Below are 18,349 nucleotides of genomic sequence, written 5' to 3'. Positions count from 1 at the left end.
GGCCGGTCGGCCCGAGGCCGCGGCCCAGGCCCGTCCGACGGCCGAGGCCGAGGCGTACTGCTCCAGACAGCCGCGCCGGCCGCAGGGGCAGGCGGCGCCTCCGGGCCGGACCACGATGTGGCCGATCTCGCCGCCGGCGCCGTGGGCGCCCGCCTCGATCCGTCCGCCGAGGGCGATCGCGCCCGCGATGCCGGTGCCGATGGCCAGGAAGAGGAACTGTTCGGCACCCCGGCCGGCGCCGATCCGCTGCTCGGCGAGTCCTCCGGTGCGGACGTCGTGGCCGAAGGCGACCGGCACGCCGCCCAGGCGGTCGGCCAGCAGCGCGCCGAGCGGGAGGTCGTGCCAACCGAGGTTGGCCGCGAACACGACGGTGCCCGTGCCGACGTCGACGATGCCGGGCACGGCGACGCCCACCGCGGCCGCGGGCCGGCCGAAGCGGCGCTCGCCGTGGGCGCGCATTTCGGCGGCCGCCTCGAGCACCGATTCCACGACGGTGTCGGTGCCGCGTTCGCGAGGGGTTTCCCGGCGGGCCTGGTGAAGTAATTCTCCGCTGCTTCCGATCAGGGCGGACTTGATTCCGGTACCGCCCACATCAAGGGCTATGACGTGTTTCATGGGGGATGAGTATGGAGCATGCTCGGACGAGCTGGCAAACGTCCTGGAAAACGACCCGTAAAAGCCTCGTCGGTGCGCGCCCGCCGTTTTGTCCGGCAGGCCGGAAGAGTGGGAGCCTCCTGTGATCCTGACGGGACCAGAAATCGTTGAATCCGCCCGCGACGGCAGGATTTCCATATCCCCGTTCAACCGGGACCAGGTGAACCCGAACAGCTACAACGTCTGCCTCGGGGAGACGCTGATCACCTACACGGACAGCGTCATCGACGCGTACCGGCCCAACCGGACCGACGCCACCAAGATCGACTCCAGCGGCTTCGTACTGGAGCCCGACCAGCTCTACCTGGGGCACACCGTGGAGGAGGTCGGATCCGACGTCTTCGTGCCGCTGCTCTTCGGGCGATCCTCGGTCGGCCGGCTCGGGCTCTTCGTGGAGATCACCGCCCCGATCGGGGACATCGGCTTCCACGGCCAGTGGACCCTCATGCTGTCCGCGGTCCGACCGCTGCGGGTGTATCCCGGGATGAAGATCGGGCAGATCATGTTCTTCGACACGCTCGGCGATATCGAGCCCTATTCCGGGAAGTACCAGGGCGCGGTCGGACCGCAGGAATCGCGCTACTGGCGGGACAAGTTGGGGCAGCCGTGATCCTCACCCGGGCGGAAATAGCCAGGTCGATCGACTCCGGTGACATCGTCATAGAGCCGTTCGACCCCCGAAGGATTTCCCCGAACGCCTACGACTGGCGACTCGGCGACACCATCCGGGTGTGCGAGTCCGAACTCGACGCGGCGCATTCCACGGAGTTCGAGGAGCGCACCATCCCGCCGGACGGCATGGTGCTGCTGCCGGGCAGGCTCTACCTCGGGGTCACCCACGAGCGCACCCATTCCGAGCGCTTCGCGCAGATGATCAACGGTGACCGCACGGTGGGCGCGCTGGGCGTCTGGGTGCACGTCTCGGCACCGCTCGGCCACGTCGGCCACGCCATCCGGTGGACGCTCGAGATCCGCGTCGTGCGCCCGGTGCGGATCTATCCGGGGATGACCTTCGGGAAGATCATCTTCCTCAAGACCCTCGGCGCGGAGGCCAGTTACCAGAACATGGGCCGGAAGTACACCCGGACCAGCGGCATCGACACGTCGCGTCTGTACGAGGAGCTCGCGTGAACGTCCTCACCGGGATCGACCTCCCCCCGGACAGCCCCGGCGGCAGCGTCGAGCTGCTGCGCGACCTGTACGGCGGGCCGGAACCGCTCATCCCCGCCGACGTCTTCATGCTCGCCCCGGAGGACCGGCAGGCGCCCGACACCTCCGGTTCACCGGCCCTGCTCACGGTGCCGGGCAAGACGGTGTCGGGGCCGGCGTTCTGGGCCTACGTGGACCGGCTCGGCGCCGCCGTCCGGGACAGGTACCCCGCCGCCGACCACGACGTGCTGCACCTCCAGCACCTGGCCTTCGGCGCGACGGCCGCCCTGCAGCAGGTCTTTCCCGACCGGCCGAGCATCGCGCTGGTGCACGGCACCGACCTGCTGTTCGCCGAGGACCACCCGACCCAGGCCGCCGTTCTGCGGGAGACCGCGGCATCGGCCGACGCGATCATCGTCCCCACCGGGGCGATGGCGGACCGGCTGCGCCGGATCGCCCCGGTCCCGTCGGACCGGATCGTCCACATCCCCTGGGGCGTCCCCGACCGGCTGCTGGCCGGCCGGCCCACCGGGGCGGGGCACCGCGCGGAGCGCGAAGCGGGCGTCCTGCGGGTGCTCTACGCGGGTCGGCTCACCGCCGAGAAGGCCACCTCCGGCCTGATCGCGGCGGTGGCCTCGCTCCCCGGGGTGGAGCTCTCCGTGGCCGCTCCCCGGGCGGAGTTCGCGGCCCTGGCCGCACGCTCCGACCTGTCGCGGGTGCGCCGCCTCGGCTGGCTGTCCCGGGAGGACCTGTGGCGCGCGTTCGGCGGACACGACCTCCTGATCGTCCCCTCGCTCCGGCTGGAGGCGTTCGGGCTGGTGACCATCGAGGCGCAGGCGTGCGGCCTGCCGGTCGCCTACCAGCCCGTGCCGGGCCTGACCGAGGTGCTCGGCCGCTCCGCGCTCCCGGTCGACTTCGGGGACTTCACGGCGCTCCGGGGCCGCATCGAGGAGTTCCTCCGCTCGCCGGAGCGGCTGGACGACCTGGCCGCGGCCGGCCTGGTCAACAGCGGGCGCTTCCCGCTGTCGCGGACCGCCGGCGACCTGGCCGAACTCTCCCGCCGGGTCGCGCGATGACGCCCCGGCCGACCACCGCGGCCCCTGCGCCCACCGCGCCCCCCACCGGGCCTGAGCGGGACCGGGGCGACGGCCCGCGGTCCGCGGACTGCGTGTTCTGCGCCATCGTCGGGGGCCGGCTGCCCGCCGCCGTCGTCCACGAGGACGAGCGGACCATCGCCTTCCTCGACATCACCGCGGTCATGGACGGGCACACCCTGGTGATCCCCAAGCGCCACGCCGCCGACCTCTGGGAGATCACCCCGGAGGACGCCGCCGCCGTGATGGCCACCGTCCACCTGATGGCCGGGCGGATCCGGGACGTGCTGGCGCCGGACGGCCTGACGCTGTTCCAGGCGAACCGGGACGCGGGCTGGCAGGACGTGTTCCACCTGCACGTCCACCTGGTGCCCAGGGCGGCCGGGGACCACCTCCACCGCCCCTGGAAGGCCGACCCGGTGCCGCTGGAGCGGCTCGCCGCCACCCGCGCCCGCCTCTCGGCACCGTCCCCCGAACACCCGGACCGGACCGCGGTGTGACGGCTCCCCGACCAGCTCGATCCCGTCGGGCCAGAACGTGAAAGGCCTTGTGTGCGCGCCGACCTCTCCATCCTCCGAGACCGTTCCTTCCTGCTGCTGTTCTCCGCCCGGTCCGTCTCCCTCCTGGGTGACGCCATCGCACCGGTGGCGCTCGCCTTCGCCGTCCTCGGAATGCCGGACGGCTCGGGTTCGACCCTCGGGATCGTCGCCGCCGCCCGGATCGCCGCCCAGGTCGCGTTCCTGCTGTACGGCGGTGTCCTGGCCGACCGGCTGCCGCGGCACCGGGTCATGGTCGGGGCGGACCTGACCGCGGGTCTCGCCCAGGGAGCGGTCGCGGTCCTGGTGCTGACCGGGACGGACTCCCTGGCGGGCCTGGTCGTCCTGTCGATGGTCAGCGGCGCCGCCAGCGCGCTGTTCACCCCGGCGTCCCGGAGCGTCACGGTGCAGCTCGTGCCCGCCGAGAAGATCCAGTCCGCCAACGCGCTGGTCCAGCTGTCGATGAACGCGGGCAGCATCGGCGGCGCGGCGCTCGCGGGCGTGCTGGTCGTCCTGCTCGGCGCCGGCTGGGCACTGGTGGTGGACGCGGCGACGTTCCTGGTGTCCGCGGTGCTCCTCGCCGGAGTCCGGCTGACCGGCACGGCGGACCAGCCGTCGCCCACGGAGGAAGGGATCTTCTCCCAACTCCGGCACGGGTGGCGGGAGTTCACCGAACGGACCTGGCTGTGGGCGGCGGTGGCGCAACTCGCGCTGGTGAACGTGTGCATCGGCGCCGGCTTCATCGTGCTGGGACCGGTCGAGGCCGAGGCGCACCTCGGCGGCGCCTCCGGATGGGCCGCCGTCCTCACCGCGCAGGCGGTCGGCTTCGTGGCGGGCAGCCTGCTGGCCATCCGGCTGCGGCCCCGCCGGCCCCTGCGGGCCGCGGTGCTGTTCACCCTGGGGATCGTGCCGTCCCTGGTCGCGCTGGCCTGCGCCGCGCCGGTCGCCGTCACCGCCGGCGCGATGTTCGTCACCGGCCTGTGCATGAGCCTCAACGACGTCACCTTCCTCACGGCACTGCAGAAGCACGTGCCGGAGGAGTCGATGTCCCGGGTGATGTCCTACGACGCCTTCGGCTCGTTCGTCTTCCTCCCGCTCGGCCTGGCGGTCGCCGCCCCGATCGCGGACCGCGTCGGCAGCGGCGCCGTCTTCCTGGGCGCGGCCTGCCTGGTCGCCGCGACCGCGGGCGTCGTGCTGGCCGTCCCGGGGGTCCGCACCCTGCCGTACGAGCCGCAGGCCGCGGCGGAGGCGGGGGCGGACCGTCCGCAACAGGCTTCGGCAGCAGTGCCGGCATCCGTCCGTACGACCAAGGAGGACCAATGACCGACGACACCCGGCAGCAGGACACGCGCGGTTCCGTGGCGGCACCGGAAGCCGCCGGGCCACCGCGCGACACGCTCCAGGAGACCTTCGCCCGGATCTACGCCAGCGGGGCCTGGACCCTGACCGAGGACAGCGGGGCCGACGACGACGAATCCCGCTCCGGCCTCGGGTCGAACCTGGCCCAGACGGCCGCGCTGCGTGCCGAACTGCCGTCCCTGCTCGCCGAGCTCGGCGTCCGGAGCCTGCTCGACGCGCCGTGCGGGGACTTCTTCTGGATGTCCAGGGTCGACCTGGGCGTCGACCGCTACATCGGTGCCGACATCGTCCCCGCGGTGGTCGAGCGCAACCGGGCGCGCTTCGCCCGCGCCGACCGCGAGTTCCGGGTCCTCGACCTCACCCGCGACCCGCTGCCGGAGGTCGACCTGGTGTTCTCCCGCGACTGCCTGGTGCACCTCGGAGACGACGACGTCCACCGCGCGCTGGACAACATCCGACGCAGCGGCTCGACCTACCTGGCGACGACCACCTTCATCGGGCGGGCCGGGAACGAGGCCGCCACCGATGCGGGCGGCTGGCGTCCGCTCAACCTCCGGCGGGCCCCCTTCCTGCTGCCCGAGCCCTTCCGGGTGCTCGACGAGCAGTGCACCGAGGTCTACGTGACCGAGGAGGACGGCACGCGGGTCGAGCACCGCTTCGCCGACAAGTCGATCGGGGTGTGGCGGATCGCCGACCTCTAGACCCGCCGTCCCGGTCCACCCTTCCGACCCGTCTTCCCGGTCCGCCCCCGGACCGCCGCCCCCTCAGCCCCACAACGAAGGAGAACCCTTGCCCCAGGACCAGCCCTCGGCCCTGATCGTCGGCACGGACCCGTACGCGATGCGCGCCTGCCTCAGGAACGGCATCACGCCGTACGTGGTGCACGGCCCGCACCTGGCGGACTGGGGCTACCTGAAGCTCCCGGACGGGGCCGTGGGGATCTTCGCCGAGGACCCGACGAGCATCGAGAGCGTCCTCCTCGCCCTGCGCCGGACCGGCGCCGCCGAGCGGGAGTTCCGCTTCCTCCAGACCTCCGACGAGGAGGCCCTGGTCACCGTCGCGGCCCTCGCCCGGGTCCTGGACCTCCCGACGGCCGTGGCCGCGGACATCGCCCCGAACTTCCGGGACAAGTGGCTGCAGAAGCGGGCCGTCGCGGCGGCCGGCCTGGACGTCGGCGCCTCGCAGGTCATCGAGGACATCCACCACCTGGATCCGTCCGCCCTCGCGGACTTCGACAAGGCGGTGCTCAAGCCCATCGCCGGGGCGGGCACCCGGAACACCTCGGTCGTCCGGGGGCTGTCCGAGCTGATCGACACCTGCGCCGAGTACCGGCGCCGGGGCGTTCCGCAACGCACCTTCGTCCTGGAGCAGTTCACGCCGGGCGAGGAGTGGATGGCGGACGGCGTGGTCTTCGACGGCGAACTCCGGTTCCTCAGCGTGGGCACCTACGCGGAGCCGTGCCTGACCGCCGTCGACGCCAACCGGGTGCTCCAGCTGGAACGCTTCGACCCGACCGAGGACGCGGACGCCTTCGCCCTGGCGCGGCCGGTCGTGACGGAGGCGCTGCGGGCCCTCGGCCTGCGGCGCGGGGTGTTCCACATGGAGCTGTTCCGCCGGCCCGACACCGGCGGGCTCGTGTTCGGCGAGTGCGCCGCCCGCACCGGCGGCGGGCTGATCTCCGAAGCGGTGGCGTTCAAGTTCGGCGTGGACCTGGGCGAAGCCGCCATCCGGTGCGCGGAGGGGATCGAGCCGACGATCGAGCCGACCGTCCGTCCGGAGAGCGTCAGCACCCTCTTCCTCGCCAACCGGCCCGGCGTCCTGGTCGGCTATCCCTCACTGGAGCAGATCCGGGCCCTGCCCGGTGTCGAGCACGTGCGGCTGGACCTCCCGTACGGCTTCCGGACGGGGGACACGGTGCAGGACACCACCCAGGGGGTCGGACAGGTCATGCTGAGCGGGCGCACCCGGGAGGAGGTGCGCAGCCGGCGCGAGTTCCTGACCCGGTGGTTCGACGAGCGCCTGGTGGTCGTGCCCGCCCACGCGACGTACCCGGAACTGCGGAGCTGGCAGCGGGCCAACTGGCCGGAGACCGCCTCGGACTTCCGCACCTACGCGGAGCCCGAGCGGCAGCGCTGACCCGCTCGGCCCGGTTCGTCAGGCAGTGAGCCGGATCCTCCGCGGAGGATCCGGCTCACTGCCCCCGCGGCGGTCGCAACGGCCGCCCGCCCGGGGTGTCGCCTACGGGTGGGTGTTCTTGACCGTGGGCTGCGTCTTCTGGTTGTAGATCTCCTTGCCGTCCGCGTTGTAGGCGTGGACGTAGGGAGCCGGGGGGAAGTTCGCGTTGGCGCCGGTGGAGACGGCCGCGGTGTAGGCGAACGCGCCGCCCGCCATGACGGCCGGGTACTCCGTCGCGTCGTCGCCGTAGCTGATGGTGACCTTGGCGACGTCGGCGGTGTAGTGCCCGGCGCCCAGCGAGAGGACCTGCCCGGCACCGGCCGGCGTGCTGAAGCTGTCGAAGAACTCGACCAGGTGACCGGTGCCCCACAGGCGGTCGTTGATGAACGTCGCGGGCGAGGACATGCTGGTGCCCTTGTCGCCCTTCGACTCGCACTGCACGTACTGGCCGGCGGAGTCGACGGCGACGACCACGCCGTCGGTGTCCGACGAGGCGACGGGAGCGCGGACCCCGATCACCGCCTGGTACTGCGAAGCCTCGGAGCCCAGGCAGGAGGCCAGGATCCCGGCGACGGTCCCGGCGTCGATCGGGGTCGTCGTCGTGCTGGTGACGGTGGAGGCCGCCGGGGTGGCAGTCGCCCCGGTCGCGGCCGAGCCGCCGCCGGAGGCCGGGGCGGCAGGCGCGGCAGGGGCGGCCGGCGCGGCGGCGGGCTTGCTCTGGGCCGTGGGGGTGGCCGTGGGGGTGCCGGTCGCGGCGGTGGCCATTCCCCCCGCGGTCGCGATGGCCGCGGCGGTGGCGGTGATGATCATGATCGGGCGGATACGCATGAATCCGTGTCCCTTCCTGCGGGCGTCCGGTTGATGCCCGCGCCCCTGTACGCCTCCCGACGCCCGAGCGGTCGCACCCCGCGCGTGTGATCCAGGTCATAGGTCGTCGATGTAACCCTGGGACGGCGCTCGTGCGTAGAGGGCGGGAGGCTCCACCCAGGACGCACGGCTGACCCGCCGTGGCCGAGGAGTGCTCCCTCGCGCACCGCCCGTGCCGCGAGCTGACGGACAGCCCCGGAGGAGAGGCCCTTGATGACGCCACAGGAGTTCGACGCGTTCTACGCGGCGTCCTTCTCCCGCCTCACCGGGCAGCTCTACGCGATAACCGGCAACTGGTCCGAAGCCCAGGACGTGGTCCAGGAGGCCTTCATCCGCGCCTGGGACCGCAGGCGCACCTTCGACCCCGGCAACGCCCCGGAGGCATGGATCCGGACCACGGCCCGGCGGCTGGCCCACTCCCGCTGGCGGCGCCTCGCCCGGGGCCTGCACCTGGCCGGACACCACCACCGCCACGAACCGTCCACCGTCGAGCCGCCCACCGAGGAGCACCTGATGCTGGTCACCGCGCTCCGCGACCTACCCGAAGCACAGCGGATCGCCCTGGTCCTGCACCACATGTGCGACCTCTCCATCGAGCAGGTCTCCGCCGAGACCGGCGCCGGCATCAGCACCGTCAAGAGCCGCCTCGCCCGCGGCCGGACCGCGCTCGCGGCCAGACTCTCCGACCGGACCCCGACCAGCGAGGAAGGAAAGCTCCGTGTCTGACCCCGTCCACGACAGCCTCGACGACCGGCTGCGGCTGCTCGGCACGCAGATGCCGGCACCGACCCTGCCCGCTGCGGAGATCCGCAGACGCGCCGACCGGCGCCGCCACCGTCGACACGCCCTCGGCGCGACCGTGGCCTGCGCCGCGGCGGCCCTGTGCCTGACCCTCCCGTCCGTGCTGAACCCGCCGGGGCCACAACACCCACCGGCACCACAGCAGGGACCGGCCGCCACAGGCACCCCCTCCGTGCCGGCCTCCCCCCACCCCCCGGCGGCTTTCACCGTCACCAGCACGACGACGACCCCGATCGAGGCCGGGGCCGTCGCCGGGATCCTGGGCTCCTGCCTGGGCTCCGAGGCGTCGCAGTACCAGGCGGTGATCGCGGTCCGCGCTCCCGTCGCCTCCTCGGACACCGACGGCGTGGTCGTCGCCGTCGACTCCGCCGGCCAGTACGCGCAGTGCGAGTCGAAGGGCCGGACCGGGCACAGCATCTCCCTCCCCCCGACGTTCATCAACGACCGTCTGTGGGGCGCCGGCCACCTGGTCGAGTTCTTCGACAGCTTCAACACCCCGACCGGTGCCGGGCAGGTCCTCTCACTGGGCGCCGGGCACTACACCGCCGACGTCGCCAAGGTCACCATCAGCTACGGCGACGACCCGACGCAGTACCCGGCCGTCATGGCGGGCGGCGCCTTCGTCTACACCGCGGCCGTCTCCACCGGCCCCGACGCGGACCCCTTCCCCCCGGCCCCCTACGTCCACGCCTACAACGCGGACGGCAAGGAGATCTACAACCAGAGGAAGCAGCCCACGGCCAAGGACACCCACCCGTAGGCGATGCCCCAGGACCTCAGCCGAGTCGCTTGAGCATCTTGACCGTGGTCGTCTCGTAGCCGAGCGACTCGTAGAGGCCGCGCGCGCCCGTGTTGAACCCGAAGACGCTGAGCCCGAGGCTATGGGCGCCCTGCGCCCGGGCGTACTCCTCGCCGAGGAGCATGGCCCTTCGTCCGAGGCCCAGCCCGCGCCTGTCGGCGTCGATCGCGATGTCCCAGACCCACCAGGAGCCGGCGTCCTCGCTCGTGTCCGGTCCGATCCAGAGGTGGCCGACGGTGGCCCCGGCGGCATCGACCACGTCGAAGACCGCGTGCCCGGGGCTCGGTGCACCGGAGGGGAAGTAGCGGGCCATGCTGTCGGCCGCGTGCCGGCCGGCGTCCTCGGGCGTCTGCCCCGCAGCGACGAGGTCCTTGGCGTACTCGGCCCGGCTGCGATCGAGCCAGGCGGGCAGGAGTCGGGCGTCCATGGGGCGGAGGGTCGTAGACATCGGGCCAGCCTGCCACACTGCCGGCGCTGGAGCACTCCAGTTCCCGTCCAGGTGTTGTGACCAACCGTCAGCAGCGTGAACCCCGCTTGTTGTGGCAGCAGTTCGGGGGTCGGCGACCGGATGGGGGGTCAGTGGCGGTTGCCGAGGGCGAAGAGCAGGATGACGAAGCCGGCGAACAGGTGGGTGCCCAGGATGTAGATCCCGGCGCGGATGAGCATGGCCTTGCGCCGCTTCTTCTCGTCGCCGGTGGCGCTGCTCATGGTCGGTGCTCCTGGGGTCGGGTCGTGGGGCGGTCGTGGCGGGGCCTCGGGCGGATGCGCGGGCGCCGGGCGGTCATCGGTCCGTTCCCTTTCGTGCCGTGGCGTCCGCCAGGACTCCGGTGGTCCGCAGCTCGGTGCGGGCACGGGCGATGGCGTCCGGTGTCCGGGCGAAGACCCGCCCCTGCCGCTGGAGGGTGTCCAGGACGCCGAGGGCGTCCAGGGTCCGCCGGTGGCCGTCCGGCACCCCCGCGGCCAGGACGAGGATGCCGCGCCGTTCCAGCTTGCCGATCGCGTCGCCCAGCGCCAGGGCGCCCGTGGAGTCGATCGCGGTGACGTGGGACAGGCGCAGGATGACGGCCTTGACGTCGGTGGTCTCGGCGAGTTGGAGCAGGAAGCGGTGTGCGGCCGCGAAGAACACCGGCCCGTCTATCCGGTAGGCGACGATGTGCTCGGCGAGCAGCGCCCGCTCCTCCTCGTGGTGCTCGGCCGGGGCCAAGCCGTCGTGCAGCGGCACCTGCTGGAGCCGCGCGGACCGCGCGACCTGGCGCAGGGCCAGGATCCCGGCGACGGCCAGGCCGACGACGACGGCCGTGACCAGGTCGAAGGCCAGGGTCGCGGCGGCGGTCAGCGCCAGAACGGCGGCCTCGCCGCGTCCACTTCGGGCCAGCGCCCGCAGTGAGGCCACCTCGACCATCCGGACCGCGGTGGCGATCAGGACGCCCGCGAGCGCGGCCAGCGGGATGCCCTCGACGAGCGGAGCCGCGGCGAACACGACCACCGCGAGCACGGCGGCGTGCACCAGGGCGGCGAGCCGGGAGACGGCGCCGGAGCGGACGTTGACGGCGGTACGGGCGATCGCGCCGGTGGCGGCGACGCCACCGAACAGCGGGGCGACCAGGTTGGCCACTCCCTGGCCGAACAACTCCCGGTCGCTGTCGTGCCGTTCGGAAGCACTCATCGCGTCCGCGGCGGTCGCCGACATCAGCGACTCCAGCGCCGCCAGCGCGGCGACCGCGAGGGCCGCGGTGAGCAGGTGCGGCACCGCGCCGGGGTCGAGGAAGCCCAGCGACGGCAGCGGCAGACCGGCCGGGAGGTGGCCGATGGTCGCCACGTCCAGGTGGGCGAGGTCGGCCACCGCGGTCGCGGCGGCGACGGCGAGCAGCGAGAACGGGATGCCGGGGCGCAGCCGTGCGCCGACGAGCATCACCGCGGCGACGGCGAGCGCCACGGCGGGCGCGGCCGGGTGCGGGTGGCGGGCGAAGTCGGCGAGGGCCTGTCCGGCGACGGCCACGACGTTCTCGGCGTCGCCCTTGGTGACGCCGAGGGCGGCGGGCACCTGCTGGAGTCCGATCACGCCGGCGATGCCGAGGGTGAAGCCCTCGACGACCGGCGCGGGGACGTAGGCCATGAAACGGCCGGCCCCGCCGAGGGCGAGGGCGACCAGCAGCAGGCCGGCGATCAGGCCGACGGTGAGGACGCCGGAGGTGCCGTACCGGTGCACGATCGGCACCAGGACCACGGTCATGGCGCCGGTCGGCCCGCTGACCTGGAGGTTGGAGCCGCCGAACACCGCGGCCAGCGCCCCGGCGACCACGGCGGTGGCCAGCCCGGCCTCGGCCCCCGCGCCGGAGGCGACGCCGAAGCCCAGCGCGAGCGGCAGCGCGACGATCGCCACCGTCAGACCGGCCACCAGGTCCTTGCGCGGCGAGCGCCCCATGGCGGCGAGGGCCGCGCGGTTCGGCAGCACGGCCCGGACCCGCCCGGCGGCCCGGCCCACGAGGGTGGTCCGTGTGGCGCTCACGCCGTCTGCTCCGCCGCCGCGTCCGGAAGCCCGGCCGAGCGCAGCTCGGCGAGCAGCGTCCCCTGGTCGGCGATCATCTCGGTGAGGATGCGGCGCGCGGCCCGCAGCAGCTCCGCGACGTCCGGCGTGCTCAGTGCGTAGACCACGGTGTTGCCCTCGCGGGTGGCCGTGACCAGATTGCTGCGGCGCAGGACGGAGAGCTGCTGGGAGAGGCTGGACGGCTCGATCTCGATCGAGGCGAGCAGCTCGCGCACCGGACGCGGACCGTCCTGGAGCAGTTCCAGGACGCGGATGCGCGCCGGGTGGCCGAGCGTGCGGAAGAACTCCGCCTTCGCCTGGTAGAGCGGGACGGCCATGCTCAGTCCTCTTCCTGTTCCTCGGCGGTGTGCTCGATCTCGATGCCGTGCTGGGCGGCGATCCGCAGCAGCTGTGTGACGCGTCCGGCGTACGCCTGCGCGCTGTCCTCGTCACCTGCCGCCCGAGCCTCGGCCCGCTGCCTGCGGGCCTCGTCGAGCTGCTCGCGAAGCTCCTGGTCGAATACGTCGCTCATGCGCCCCTCCTCGCCGCCGGCGCTGCCGCGCGCGACCGCATCTCTGCCGAGTACAGGGCAGCATCATCTATGCACTTGAAGAATTCTTCAAGTTGCGACTATTGCAAGTCGGCCTCCGCCCGGCCCGAGGTCGTCGACGACGTACTCACCCACGCCATCGCGTCCAAGGACACAAGCGCCCCTGCCCCCAAGGCCGGGGCCTGGGGGGCAGGGGCTCGGGCGGGACGTCCCGCGGTCTTGTACCTAGTGCCGGACACCCCGGTTGACCAGAAGCAACGCCTCGTGCTCCTTGCCGGCCGGCCCGTCCCTGAACACCAACAAGGCGGGCAGTTCCGCCGAGTCGCGGCCCTCCACCTCCTGGCCGTCCGCCCAACCGTCCCCGGCGGTCCAGGTCGTGTGCCGCAGAACGTTCTCGGGCGTCGAGTAGACGGCGTGGAGCCTGCCGTCGTACGAGGCGAGAGCGGGAGGGTATTCCGACGCGTGGACCGCCGGGAGCAGGGTGCCCTCACTCCAGGCGGTGCCGTCGAACACGGCGTGCCACAGGCGGTGTTCGTCCTCCCGGCCCTCGGGGGTCTCCTCGGTCAGCCAGGCGCTCCTGAGGAGGTGCAGTTTGCCCTCGTGCACGCCGAGCGAGGACGGCCCCACCGTCTCACCGACGTCGGGAGCCTTCACCACGGTGCCGTTCGCGTCGACGGCCTCCGCCCACTTCCCGTCGACGCCGCGGACCAGGTGCACGATCATCTCGTCCGCCCCTTCGCAGCACACGACGTGAGCCTTCCCGTCGAACGCGGCCGCGGCCGGCCAGCTCCCGCGGTACTTGAGGGCACCGGAGGGTGCCGACCATGCGGGTGCGCCGCCCTTCACCCCCAGGACCACTTCCCGCAGTTCATCGTGGGGACCGTTGTCCCGGACGGTGACCTGGTGAACGAGGCGCAGCGTCCCGCCGTCGTTCACGAGCGCGGGAGGCAGCTTGCTGGAGACTCCGACCTCGGCGTCCGGGCTCCACTCGGGGGCAACGAACGGCTCCACGGACGCCGGCGTGAAAGAGGTCCACATCACCGGAGTCTCGAAGCCGGGGGCGCCCCCGCCCTTGTGGGCGCAGTACACGGTGCCGTCCACCTCGGCAAGCGCGGCGCCCCTCGCGCTGAGATGGTCCGCGAACGGCTCCGGCTTGCTCCAGCCTTCCCCGCTCGTGTACACGGCCCACCACAGACTCTGCCTGTTCACGTCCGCCACGCCCGCTCCTCACCCAAGTCGCCGCACCCGTGCCCGGCCCGATGACAGTCGGTGAAAGCCGACGCCCTGGCCGAGCACGAGGATGATCACCACCAAGATGACACAGAGTGCCGACCTGGAGACTGCTTGTAGGGGGTGTTTTCGGCCCCCTGTGCCCGCCCCTTCCTGAACCCGACATCACCCTCGGTGCACACGGTATGACGGTGCGAAGTGGCATGCTGGGGGCCGTGATCCCTGCCGAGAATCTGACAGAGCCCACCGTCCGTGCCTTGATCACGGCTCTCCAACGCCAGGACGAGGAGGAGTTGGCCACCATCGCCTCGGACCAGTTCTCCTACGTCCTGCCCGAGTCTCCCGTCCTCGCCGAACTCCCGATGGGCGACTTCGACGACTTCCGGTCGGCCGAGGCGGTGATCGTGGTCACCGACCAGAGCGCCGACGGCCTGACGCTCACCGGATTGGCCACCTGGAACCGGCACTCCCTCGGCGTGCACTGGCAGTTCGAGGTGGAGGAGGACCAGGTGTCCGTGCTGCACGTCACCGCGGCGCAGCTTCCGGAGGCGACGCGGAAGGAGGCCGAGGAGGCGCTGCGGATGCTGCTCGACGAGGTCGGCTTCGCCACCTTCGGGAGCACCCGCGACGGGACCGGCCGTACCCATCCACAGGGCACGCTCCGCCGCACGTCCATGGGCCACGGCCACTACGTGCTGTCCGAGTGGACAGTCGGCGGAGCCGGCAGGATCGGCTGGATCAACAAGGACGAGAAGCTGCCCGACCCGCACGTCTACCGCTCGTTGCGCAGCCCGGAGTCGGGAGAGCACGACTGCCGGAGCACGTACGCCAAGGTCACCTCCCACCTCGACCTGACCCTGGGCTGGGATGACGACTCGTACCAGAAGGCGACGGCCTCCTTCCACGCGGCACCGTACCGCTGGGACGCGGTGACGTGGTTGACCGAGAACCTCGACCTGGTCGACCGCGCCAAACCGCGGATCTCGGGGACCCTGACGCTCACCGGCCCGGACGGTGCGGTGGTCAGCACCGAGGAGATCACGGTGAAGGGCGACAAGCAGCCCTTCCCGCTGGCCTTCACCCGCGAGTTCGCACTCGCGGACCGTCCCGTCGGCCGCTACACCCTCACGTTCACCGACGCGGTCAAGAGCGGCGGTTACAGCCCCAGCGGCGGCACCACGGTCGAGTTGAAGGACCACGCGATCACCTTCACCGTCGGCGCCTGACCCCACCGACACCAGGCCGGCCGAACGGCGGCCGGGGGCGCGGGGACGCCGTCCACGCCCTCCCCCGGCACCGCACGACACGTCCTGCGCGAACCCGCCAGCCCCACCCCCCTCTCCCAGCCAGGCGTCCCCCGACACCCGTCGCGCGCGGTCGGCGGTCCGACCATCACCCCACGTCAGCGCAGCACTTAGGCGACCCTCGGTCGACGGCCCGTCCGCCCGGCCCCGGAACCACTCGCGACCCACCAGAACACCACACCCCACGCCTCGCCGAAAACACGGAGGGAAATGACCGAGAACACGTGAGGCCAGACTTCGTTCGATTGACCGTCACAAAAGCGGTCTGGATACTGATCGAGCACGACGCAACCGAAACTCGTTGCGAAGCGGTCTCCGATTCGACATTTCATCCGACTGAGGAGAATCCATGATCTCGAAAGCCAAGAAGGTCGTGAGCTCGATGGCGATGGCCTTCGCCGCGGCCGCCACGCTCACCGTGGCCGTGCCGTCCGGCAACGCCTTCGCCATCGACCACGTCCAGTGCGACGGGAGCCGCAACGACTTCCTGAAGATCTGGTCGCACCTCGACGGCCGTGACAGCGTCGACTGCTACGCGAACGGGGGGTCGATCGGCTTCGGCGGGTGGTGGGTCGACCGGATCTCCACCGGGAACAACGACCTGGTATACTCCGACGCCAACGGCGACTCGGTGCGGATCAACCGCTGGACCGACATCTCCTTCCCGAACCGCCCGCCGCGAGTCAACTCCATCCAGATCCTCTGACGAACCGGCGGAGCGAACCCCGAACAGAAATTCGCCCGACCGAATCACCGGGAATTCCCACAGTGCTTCGATCGCCACCGAATTTTCTGTGACGTGAATTCGCTCCACCCCGGCTCACCTGCGCCGGCCACCCCCTCCAGGGGCTGGCCGGCGTCGGCATGCTGCGCCACGGCTGCCCGCCGAGCCCCGAACTCCGCACCTCGAAGGGGAAAAACCGGGTGCGGCAGCGCGGCCCTGCCTGGCATCATGGCGCCCATGATCACGTGTCGAAAGGCCGATGCCGCGTAGACGGCCACGCGCACTGCGCGCCGAACGACCGGCCTCCCGCGTCTCGGGGCCGACCCCTCCGCTCCGGATCCACGGACTCTCCGACAGGGCGAGCCTGGCCGTCCACCGGGTCGAGCGCCTGAGCGACAGCTTCTACCTCCACGCGGGCGCCACCGACCGGGCGCTGCGGCGGTACCGCGAGTTCCTGCGCCCGCCGGGACGGCGTCCGCTGTACCCGCAGGAGTCGCATTCCCCGTGCCCGGGGTGTTCCTTCGACGACGTCAGACACGCGCGCGACGTGCTGGAGGAAGTCCTGGACAGACTGCCGGAACGGGCCCGTGCCGAGCTCGGCCGACTCGTGAAGGCCCTGGATGCGGTGTTCTTGCGCCGCACCCTCCCCGACCCGTTCGCGGACCGGCGCCAGTGGCGCACGGAGTTCTGGTGGTACCGCCGCCTGGCCGATCGGTCGGAGTGGGGGTGACGGATGGCGGTTCTCCGGTACCCACCGGGACGACGAAAGGCGGTGGTCCCCGGAGCACGGGCTCCGGGGACCACCGCCGGTCAGGCTGTCGTGCTAGCCGCGACGACGGATGCGGCGTGTCGCGAGCGTCAGGCCGCCGCCCAGGAGCAGGAGGCTCCCGGCCAGCTCGGCGAGCCGGGTGTCGGTGCCGGTGCCGGTGTTCGGCAGGTGCCCGTGCGCCTCCTTCGTGGTCACCGTGGTGGTGGACGGCGGGGAGGTCACCGGCGGGCCGGACGGCGGAGTGCCCGTCGCCGTCGCCGTGTTGGTGACCTTCCCTCGGTCGATGTCCGCCTGGGTGACCGTGTAGGCGGCCGTGCAGGTGACCGACGCACCCGGGGCGAGCGAGGCCGCACCCGCCGGGCAGGTCACCACCGGCGGCGTCCCGGCGCCCGAGAACGCCGTCTCGCTCACCGTCACGTCCGTCAGCGTCACGTTCCCGGTGTTCGTCACCAGGTACGCGTAGTCGACCGTCTGTCCCACCGCCGAAACCGTCGTCGGCGACGCCGACTTCGCGATCGTGAGCGCCGGCTCAGGGGTGTTCGGGACGGTGGTCGAGGACGGCGGGGAGGTGACCGGCGGGCCGGACGGCGGAGTACCGGTCGCCGTCGCCGTGTTGGTGATGCTGCCCGCGTTGAGGTCCGCCTGCGTCACCGTGTACTCGGCCGTGCAGGTGACCGACGCCCCGGGGGCGAGCGAGGCCGCAGCGGGCGGGCAGGTCACCACCGGCGGCGTACCGGCGCCCGAGAACGCCGTCTCGTTCACCGTCACGTTCGTCAGCGTCACGTTCCCGGTGTTCGTCACCAGGTACGCGTAGTGCAGCACCTGGCCCACCCCGGTCAGCGCGGTCGCGTCCACCGACTTGACGACGGTGAGCGCCGGTGCGGGCGTGACCGTGACGGTCACGGTGGACGGCGGGGAGGTGACCGGCGGGCCGGACGGCGGAGTACCCGTCGCCGTCGCCGTGTCGGTGATCTTGCCGCTCTGCAGGTCGCTCTGGGTGACCGTGTAGCTCGCCGTGCAGGTGACCGACGTGCCAGGAGCGAGCGAGGCCGCAGCCGGCGGGCAGCTCACCACCGGCGGCGTCCCGGAACCGGAGAACGCCGTCTCGTTCACCGTGACATTCGTCAGCGTCACGTTCCCGGTGTTCGTCACCAGGTACGCGTAGTCGACCGTCTGTCCCACCGCCGAAACCGTCGTCGGCGACGCCGACTTCGCGATCGTGAGCGCCGGCTCAGGGGTGTTCGGGACGGTGGTCGAGGACGGCGGGGAGGTGACCGGCGGGCCGGACGGCGGAGTACCGGTCGCCGTCGCCGTGTTGGTGATGCTGCCCGCGTTGAGGTCCGCCTGCGTCACCGTGTACTCGGCCGTGCAGGTGACCGACGCCCCGGGGGCGAGCGAGGCCGCAGCGGGCGGGCAGGTCACCACCGGCGGCGTACCGGCGCCCGAGAACGCCGTCTCGTTCACCGTCACATTCGTCAGCGTCACGTTCCCGGTGTTCGTCACCAGGTACATGTAGTGCAGCACCTGGCCCGCCGCCGTCAGATCCGTCGCGTCGACCGACTTGACGATGGTGAGGGCCGGGTTGGCGGTGGCCGTGACGGTCGCGTTGGACGGCGGGGAGGTCACCGGCGGGCCGGACGGCGGAGTGCCCGTCGCCGTCGCCGTGTTGGTGACCTTCCCTCGGTCGATGTCCGCCTGGGTGACCGTGTAGGCGGCCGTGCAGGTGACCGACGCACCCGGGGCGAGCGAGGCCGCACCCGCCGGGCAGGTCACCACCGGCGGCGTCCCGGCGCCCGAGAACGCCGTCTCGC

The 18,349-nt window shown here is 72.2% G+C and carries 21 protein-coding genes; 12 read left to right on the top strand and 9 right to left on the bottom strand.

What is annotated here, in order from left to right:
* Positions 1–615, bottom strand: a 615-nt coding sequence (locus AE652_RS01310; RefSeq protein ID WP_049649179.1) for an ROK family protein, incomplete at its 3' end; no start/stop codon positions are given.
* A gap of 121 nt (positions 616–736) precedes the next feature.
* Here AE652_RS01310 and dcd point away from each other — a divergent pair.
* The 7 genes from dcd (at position 737) to AE652_RS01275 (ending at position 6,928) form a co-directional block, all read left to right on the top strand.
* Positions 737–1,264, top strand: a complete 528-nt coding sequence (gene dcd, locus AE652_RS01305) for a dCTP deaminase (protein ID WP_049649174.1) — start codon at positions 737–739, stop codon at positions 1,262–1,264.
* Positions 1,261–1,785, top strand: a complete 525-nt coding sequence (locus AE652_RS01300; RefSeq protein WP_049649173.1) for a deoxycytidine triphosphate deaminase — start codon at positions 1,261–1,263, stop codon at positions 1,783–1,785. The genes dcd and AE652_RS01300 overlap by 4 nt, the downstream gene beginning before the upstream one ends.
* Positions 1,782–2,879: a glycosyltransferase family 4 protein gene (locus tag AE652_RS01295; RefSeq protein ID WP_049649172.1), complete on the top strand. Its 1,098-nt coding sequence runs from the start codon at positions 1,782–1,784 to the stop codon at positions 2,877–2,879. Before AE652_RS01300 ends, AE652_RS01295 begins: the two co-directional genes overlap by 4 nt.
* Before the next feature lie 92 nt (positions 2,880–2,971).
* Entirely contained in the window at positions 2,972–3,397 is a 426-nt protein-coding gene (locus AE652_RS01290) for an HIT family protein (RefSeq protein WP_049649171.1), read from the top strand.
* A 51-nt stretch (positions 3,398–3,448) separates the two neighbouring features.
* A complete protein-coding gene (locus AE652_RS01285; RefSeq protein WP_049649170.1) occupies positions 3,449–4,756 on the top strand; it encodes an MFS transporter in 1,308 nt (435 codons plus the stop codon).
* Positions 4,753–5,493, top strand: a complete 741-nt coding sequence (locus AE652_RS01280) for a class I SAM-dependent methyltransferase (RefSeq protein WP_053111929.1) — start codon at positions 4,753–4,755, stop codon at positions 5,491–5,493. The genes AE652_RS01285 and AE652_RS01280 overlap by 4 nt, the downstream gene beginning before the upstream one ends.
* Positions 5,494–5,581: 88 nt before the next feature.
* Entirely contained in the window at positions 5,582–6,928 is a 1,347-nt protein-coding gene (locus tag AE652_RS01275; RefSeq protein ID WP_049649169.1) for a hypothetical protein, read from the top strand.
* A 102-nt stretch (positions 6,929–7,030) separates the two neighbouring features.
* Here AE652_RS01275 and AE652_RS01270 read toward each other — a convergent pair whose 3' ends face one another.
* Entirely contained in the window at positions 7,031–7,795 is a 765-nt protein-coding gene (locus tag AE652_RS01270) for a hypothetical protein (RefSeq protein ID WP_049649168.1), read from the bottom strand.
* A gap of 252 nt (positions 7,796–8,047) precedes the next feature.
* On the opposite strand from AE652_RS01270, the gene AE652_RS01265 reads away from it, so the two are divergent.
* Positions 8,048–8,560, top strand: coding sequence for a SigE family RNA polymerase sigma factor (locus AE652_RS01265; RefSeq protein ID WP_049649167.1), 513 nt, complete (start codon positions 8,048–8,050; stop codon positions 8,558–8,560).
* Complete coding sequence (locus tag AE652_RS01260) at positions 8,553–9,395, top strand: hypothetical protein (RefSeq protein WP_053111928.1); 843 nt, start codon at positions 8,553–8,555, stop codon at positions 9,393–9,395. The genes AE652_RS01265 and AE652_RS01260 overlap by 8 nt, the downstream gene beginning before the upstream one ends.
* A gap of 16 nt (positions 9,396–9,411) precedes the next feature.
* Here AE652_RS01260 and AE652_RS01255 read toward each other — a convergent pair whose 3' ends face one another.
* The 6 genes from AE652_RS01255 to AE652_RS46055 form a co-directional block, all read right to left on the bottom strand.
* Entirely contained in the window at positions 9,412–9,861 is a 450-nt protein-coding gene (locus AE652_RS01255) for a GNAT family N-acetyltransferase (RefSeq protein WP_234348171.1), read from the bottom strand.
* Between the two features lie 149 nt (positions 9,862–10,010).
* On the bottom strand, positions 10,011–10,142 hold the full coding sequence (locus AE652_RS47740) for a DUF6126 family protein (RefSeq protein WP_220450012.1): 132 nt from the start codon (positions 10,140–10,142) through the stop codon (positions 10,011–10,013).
* 73 nt (positions 10,143–10,215) lie between these two features.
* Entirely contained in the window at positions 10,216–11,859 is a 1,644-nt protein-coding gene (locus AE652_RS01250) for a SulP family inorganic anion transporter (protein WP_082345149.1), read from the bottom strand.
* A gap of 80 nt (positions 11,860–11,939) precedes the next feature.
* The gene (locus AE652_RS01245; protein WP_049649164.1) at positions 11,940–12,299 is read right to left on the bottom strand and encodes a helix-turn-helix transcriptional regulator; all 360 of its coding nucleotides are present in this window, start codon (positions 12,297–12,299) and stop codon (positions 11,940–11,942) included.
* 2 nt (positions 12,300–12,301) lie between these two features.
* Positions 12,302–12,493, bottom strand: a complete 192-nt coding sequence (locus tag AE652_RS01240; RefSeq protein ID WP_049649163.1) for a hypothetical protein — start codon at positions 12,491–12,493, stop codon at positions 12,302–12,304.
* Between the two features lie 243 nt (positions 12,494–12,736).
* On the bottom strand, positions 12,737–13,720 hold the full coding sequence (locus AE652_RS46055) for a hypothetical protein (protein ID WP_159028305.1): 984 nt from the start codon (positions 13,718–13,720) through the stop codon (positions 12,737–12,739).
* Positions 13,721–13,998: 278 nt separating this feature from the next.
* On the opposite strand from AE652_RS46055, the gene AE652_RS01230 reads away from it, so the two are divergent.
* The 3 genes from AE652_RS01230 (at position 13,999) to AE652_RS01220 (ending at position 16,499) form a co-directional block, all read left to right on the top strand.
* A complete protein-coding gene (locus AE652_RS01230; protein ID WP_159028304.1) occupies positions 13,999–14,967 on the top strand; it encodes a hypothetical protein in 969 nt (322 codons plus the stop codon).
* A 427-nt stretch (positions 14,968–15,394) separates the two neighbouring features.
* On the top strand, positions 15,395–15,751 hold the full coding sequence (locus AE652_RS01225) for a beta/gamma crystallin domain-containing protein (RefSeq protein WP_049649160.1): 357 nt from the start codon (positions 15,395–15,397) through the stop codon (positions 15,749–15,751).
* 277 nt (positions 15,752–16,028) lie between these two features.
* The gene (locus AE652_RS01220) at positions 16,029–16,499 is read left to right on the top strand and encodes a hypothetical protein (RefSeq protein ID WP_063780017.1); all 471 of its coding nucleotides are present in this window, start codon (positions 16,029–16,031) and stop codon (positions 16,497–16,499) included.
* Between the two features lie 93 nt (positions 16,500–16,592).
* Here AE652_RS01220 and AE652_RS01215 read toward each other — a convergent pair.
* On the bottom strand, positions 16,593–18,349 hold a 1,757-nt coding region (locus AE652_RS01215), incomplete at its 5' end, for an LPXTG cell wall anchor domain-containing protein (RefSeq protein WP_159028303.1).

Source organism: Kitasatospora sp. MY 5-36, from assembly GCF_001182915.1.
GTDB lineage: Bacteria > Actinomycetota > Actinomycetes > Streptomycetales > Streptomycetaceae > Kitasatospora.
This window is presented reverse-complemented; position numbering and strand designations above follow the sequence as displayed.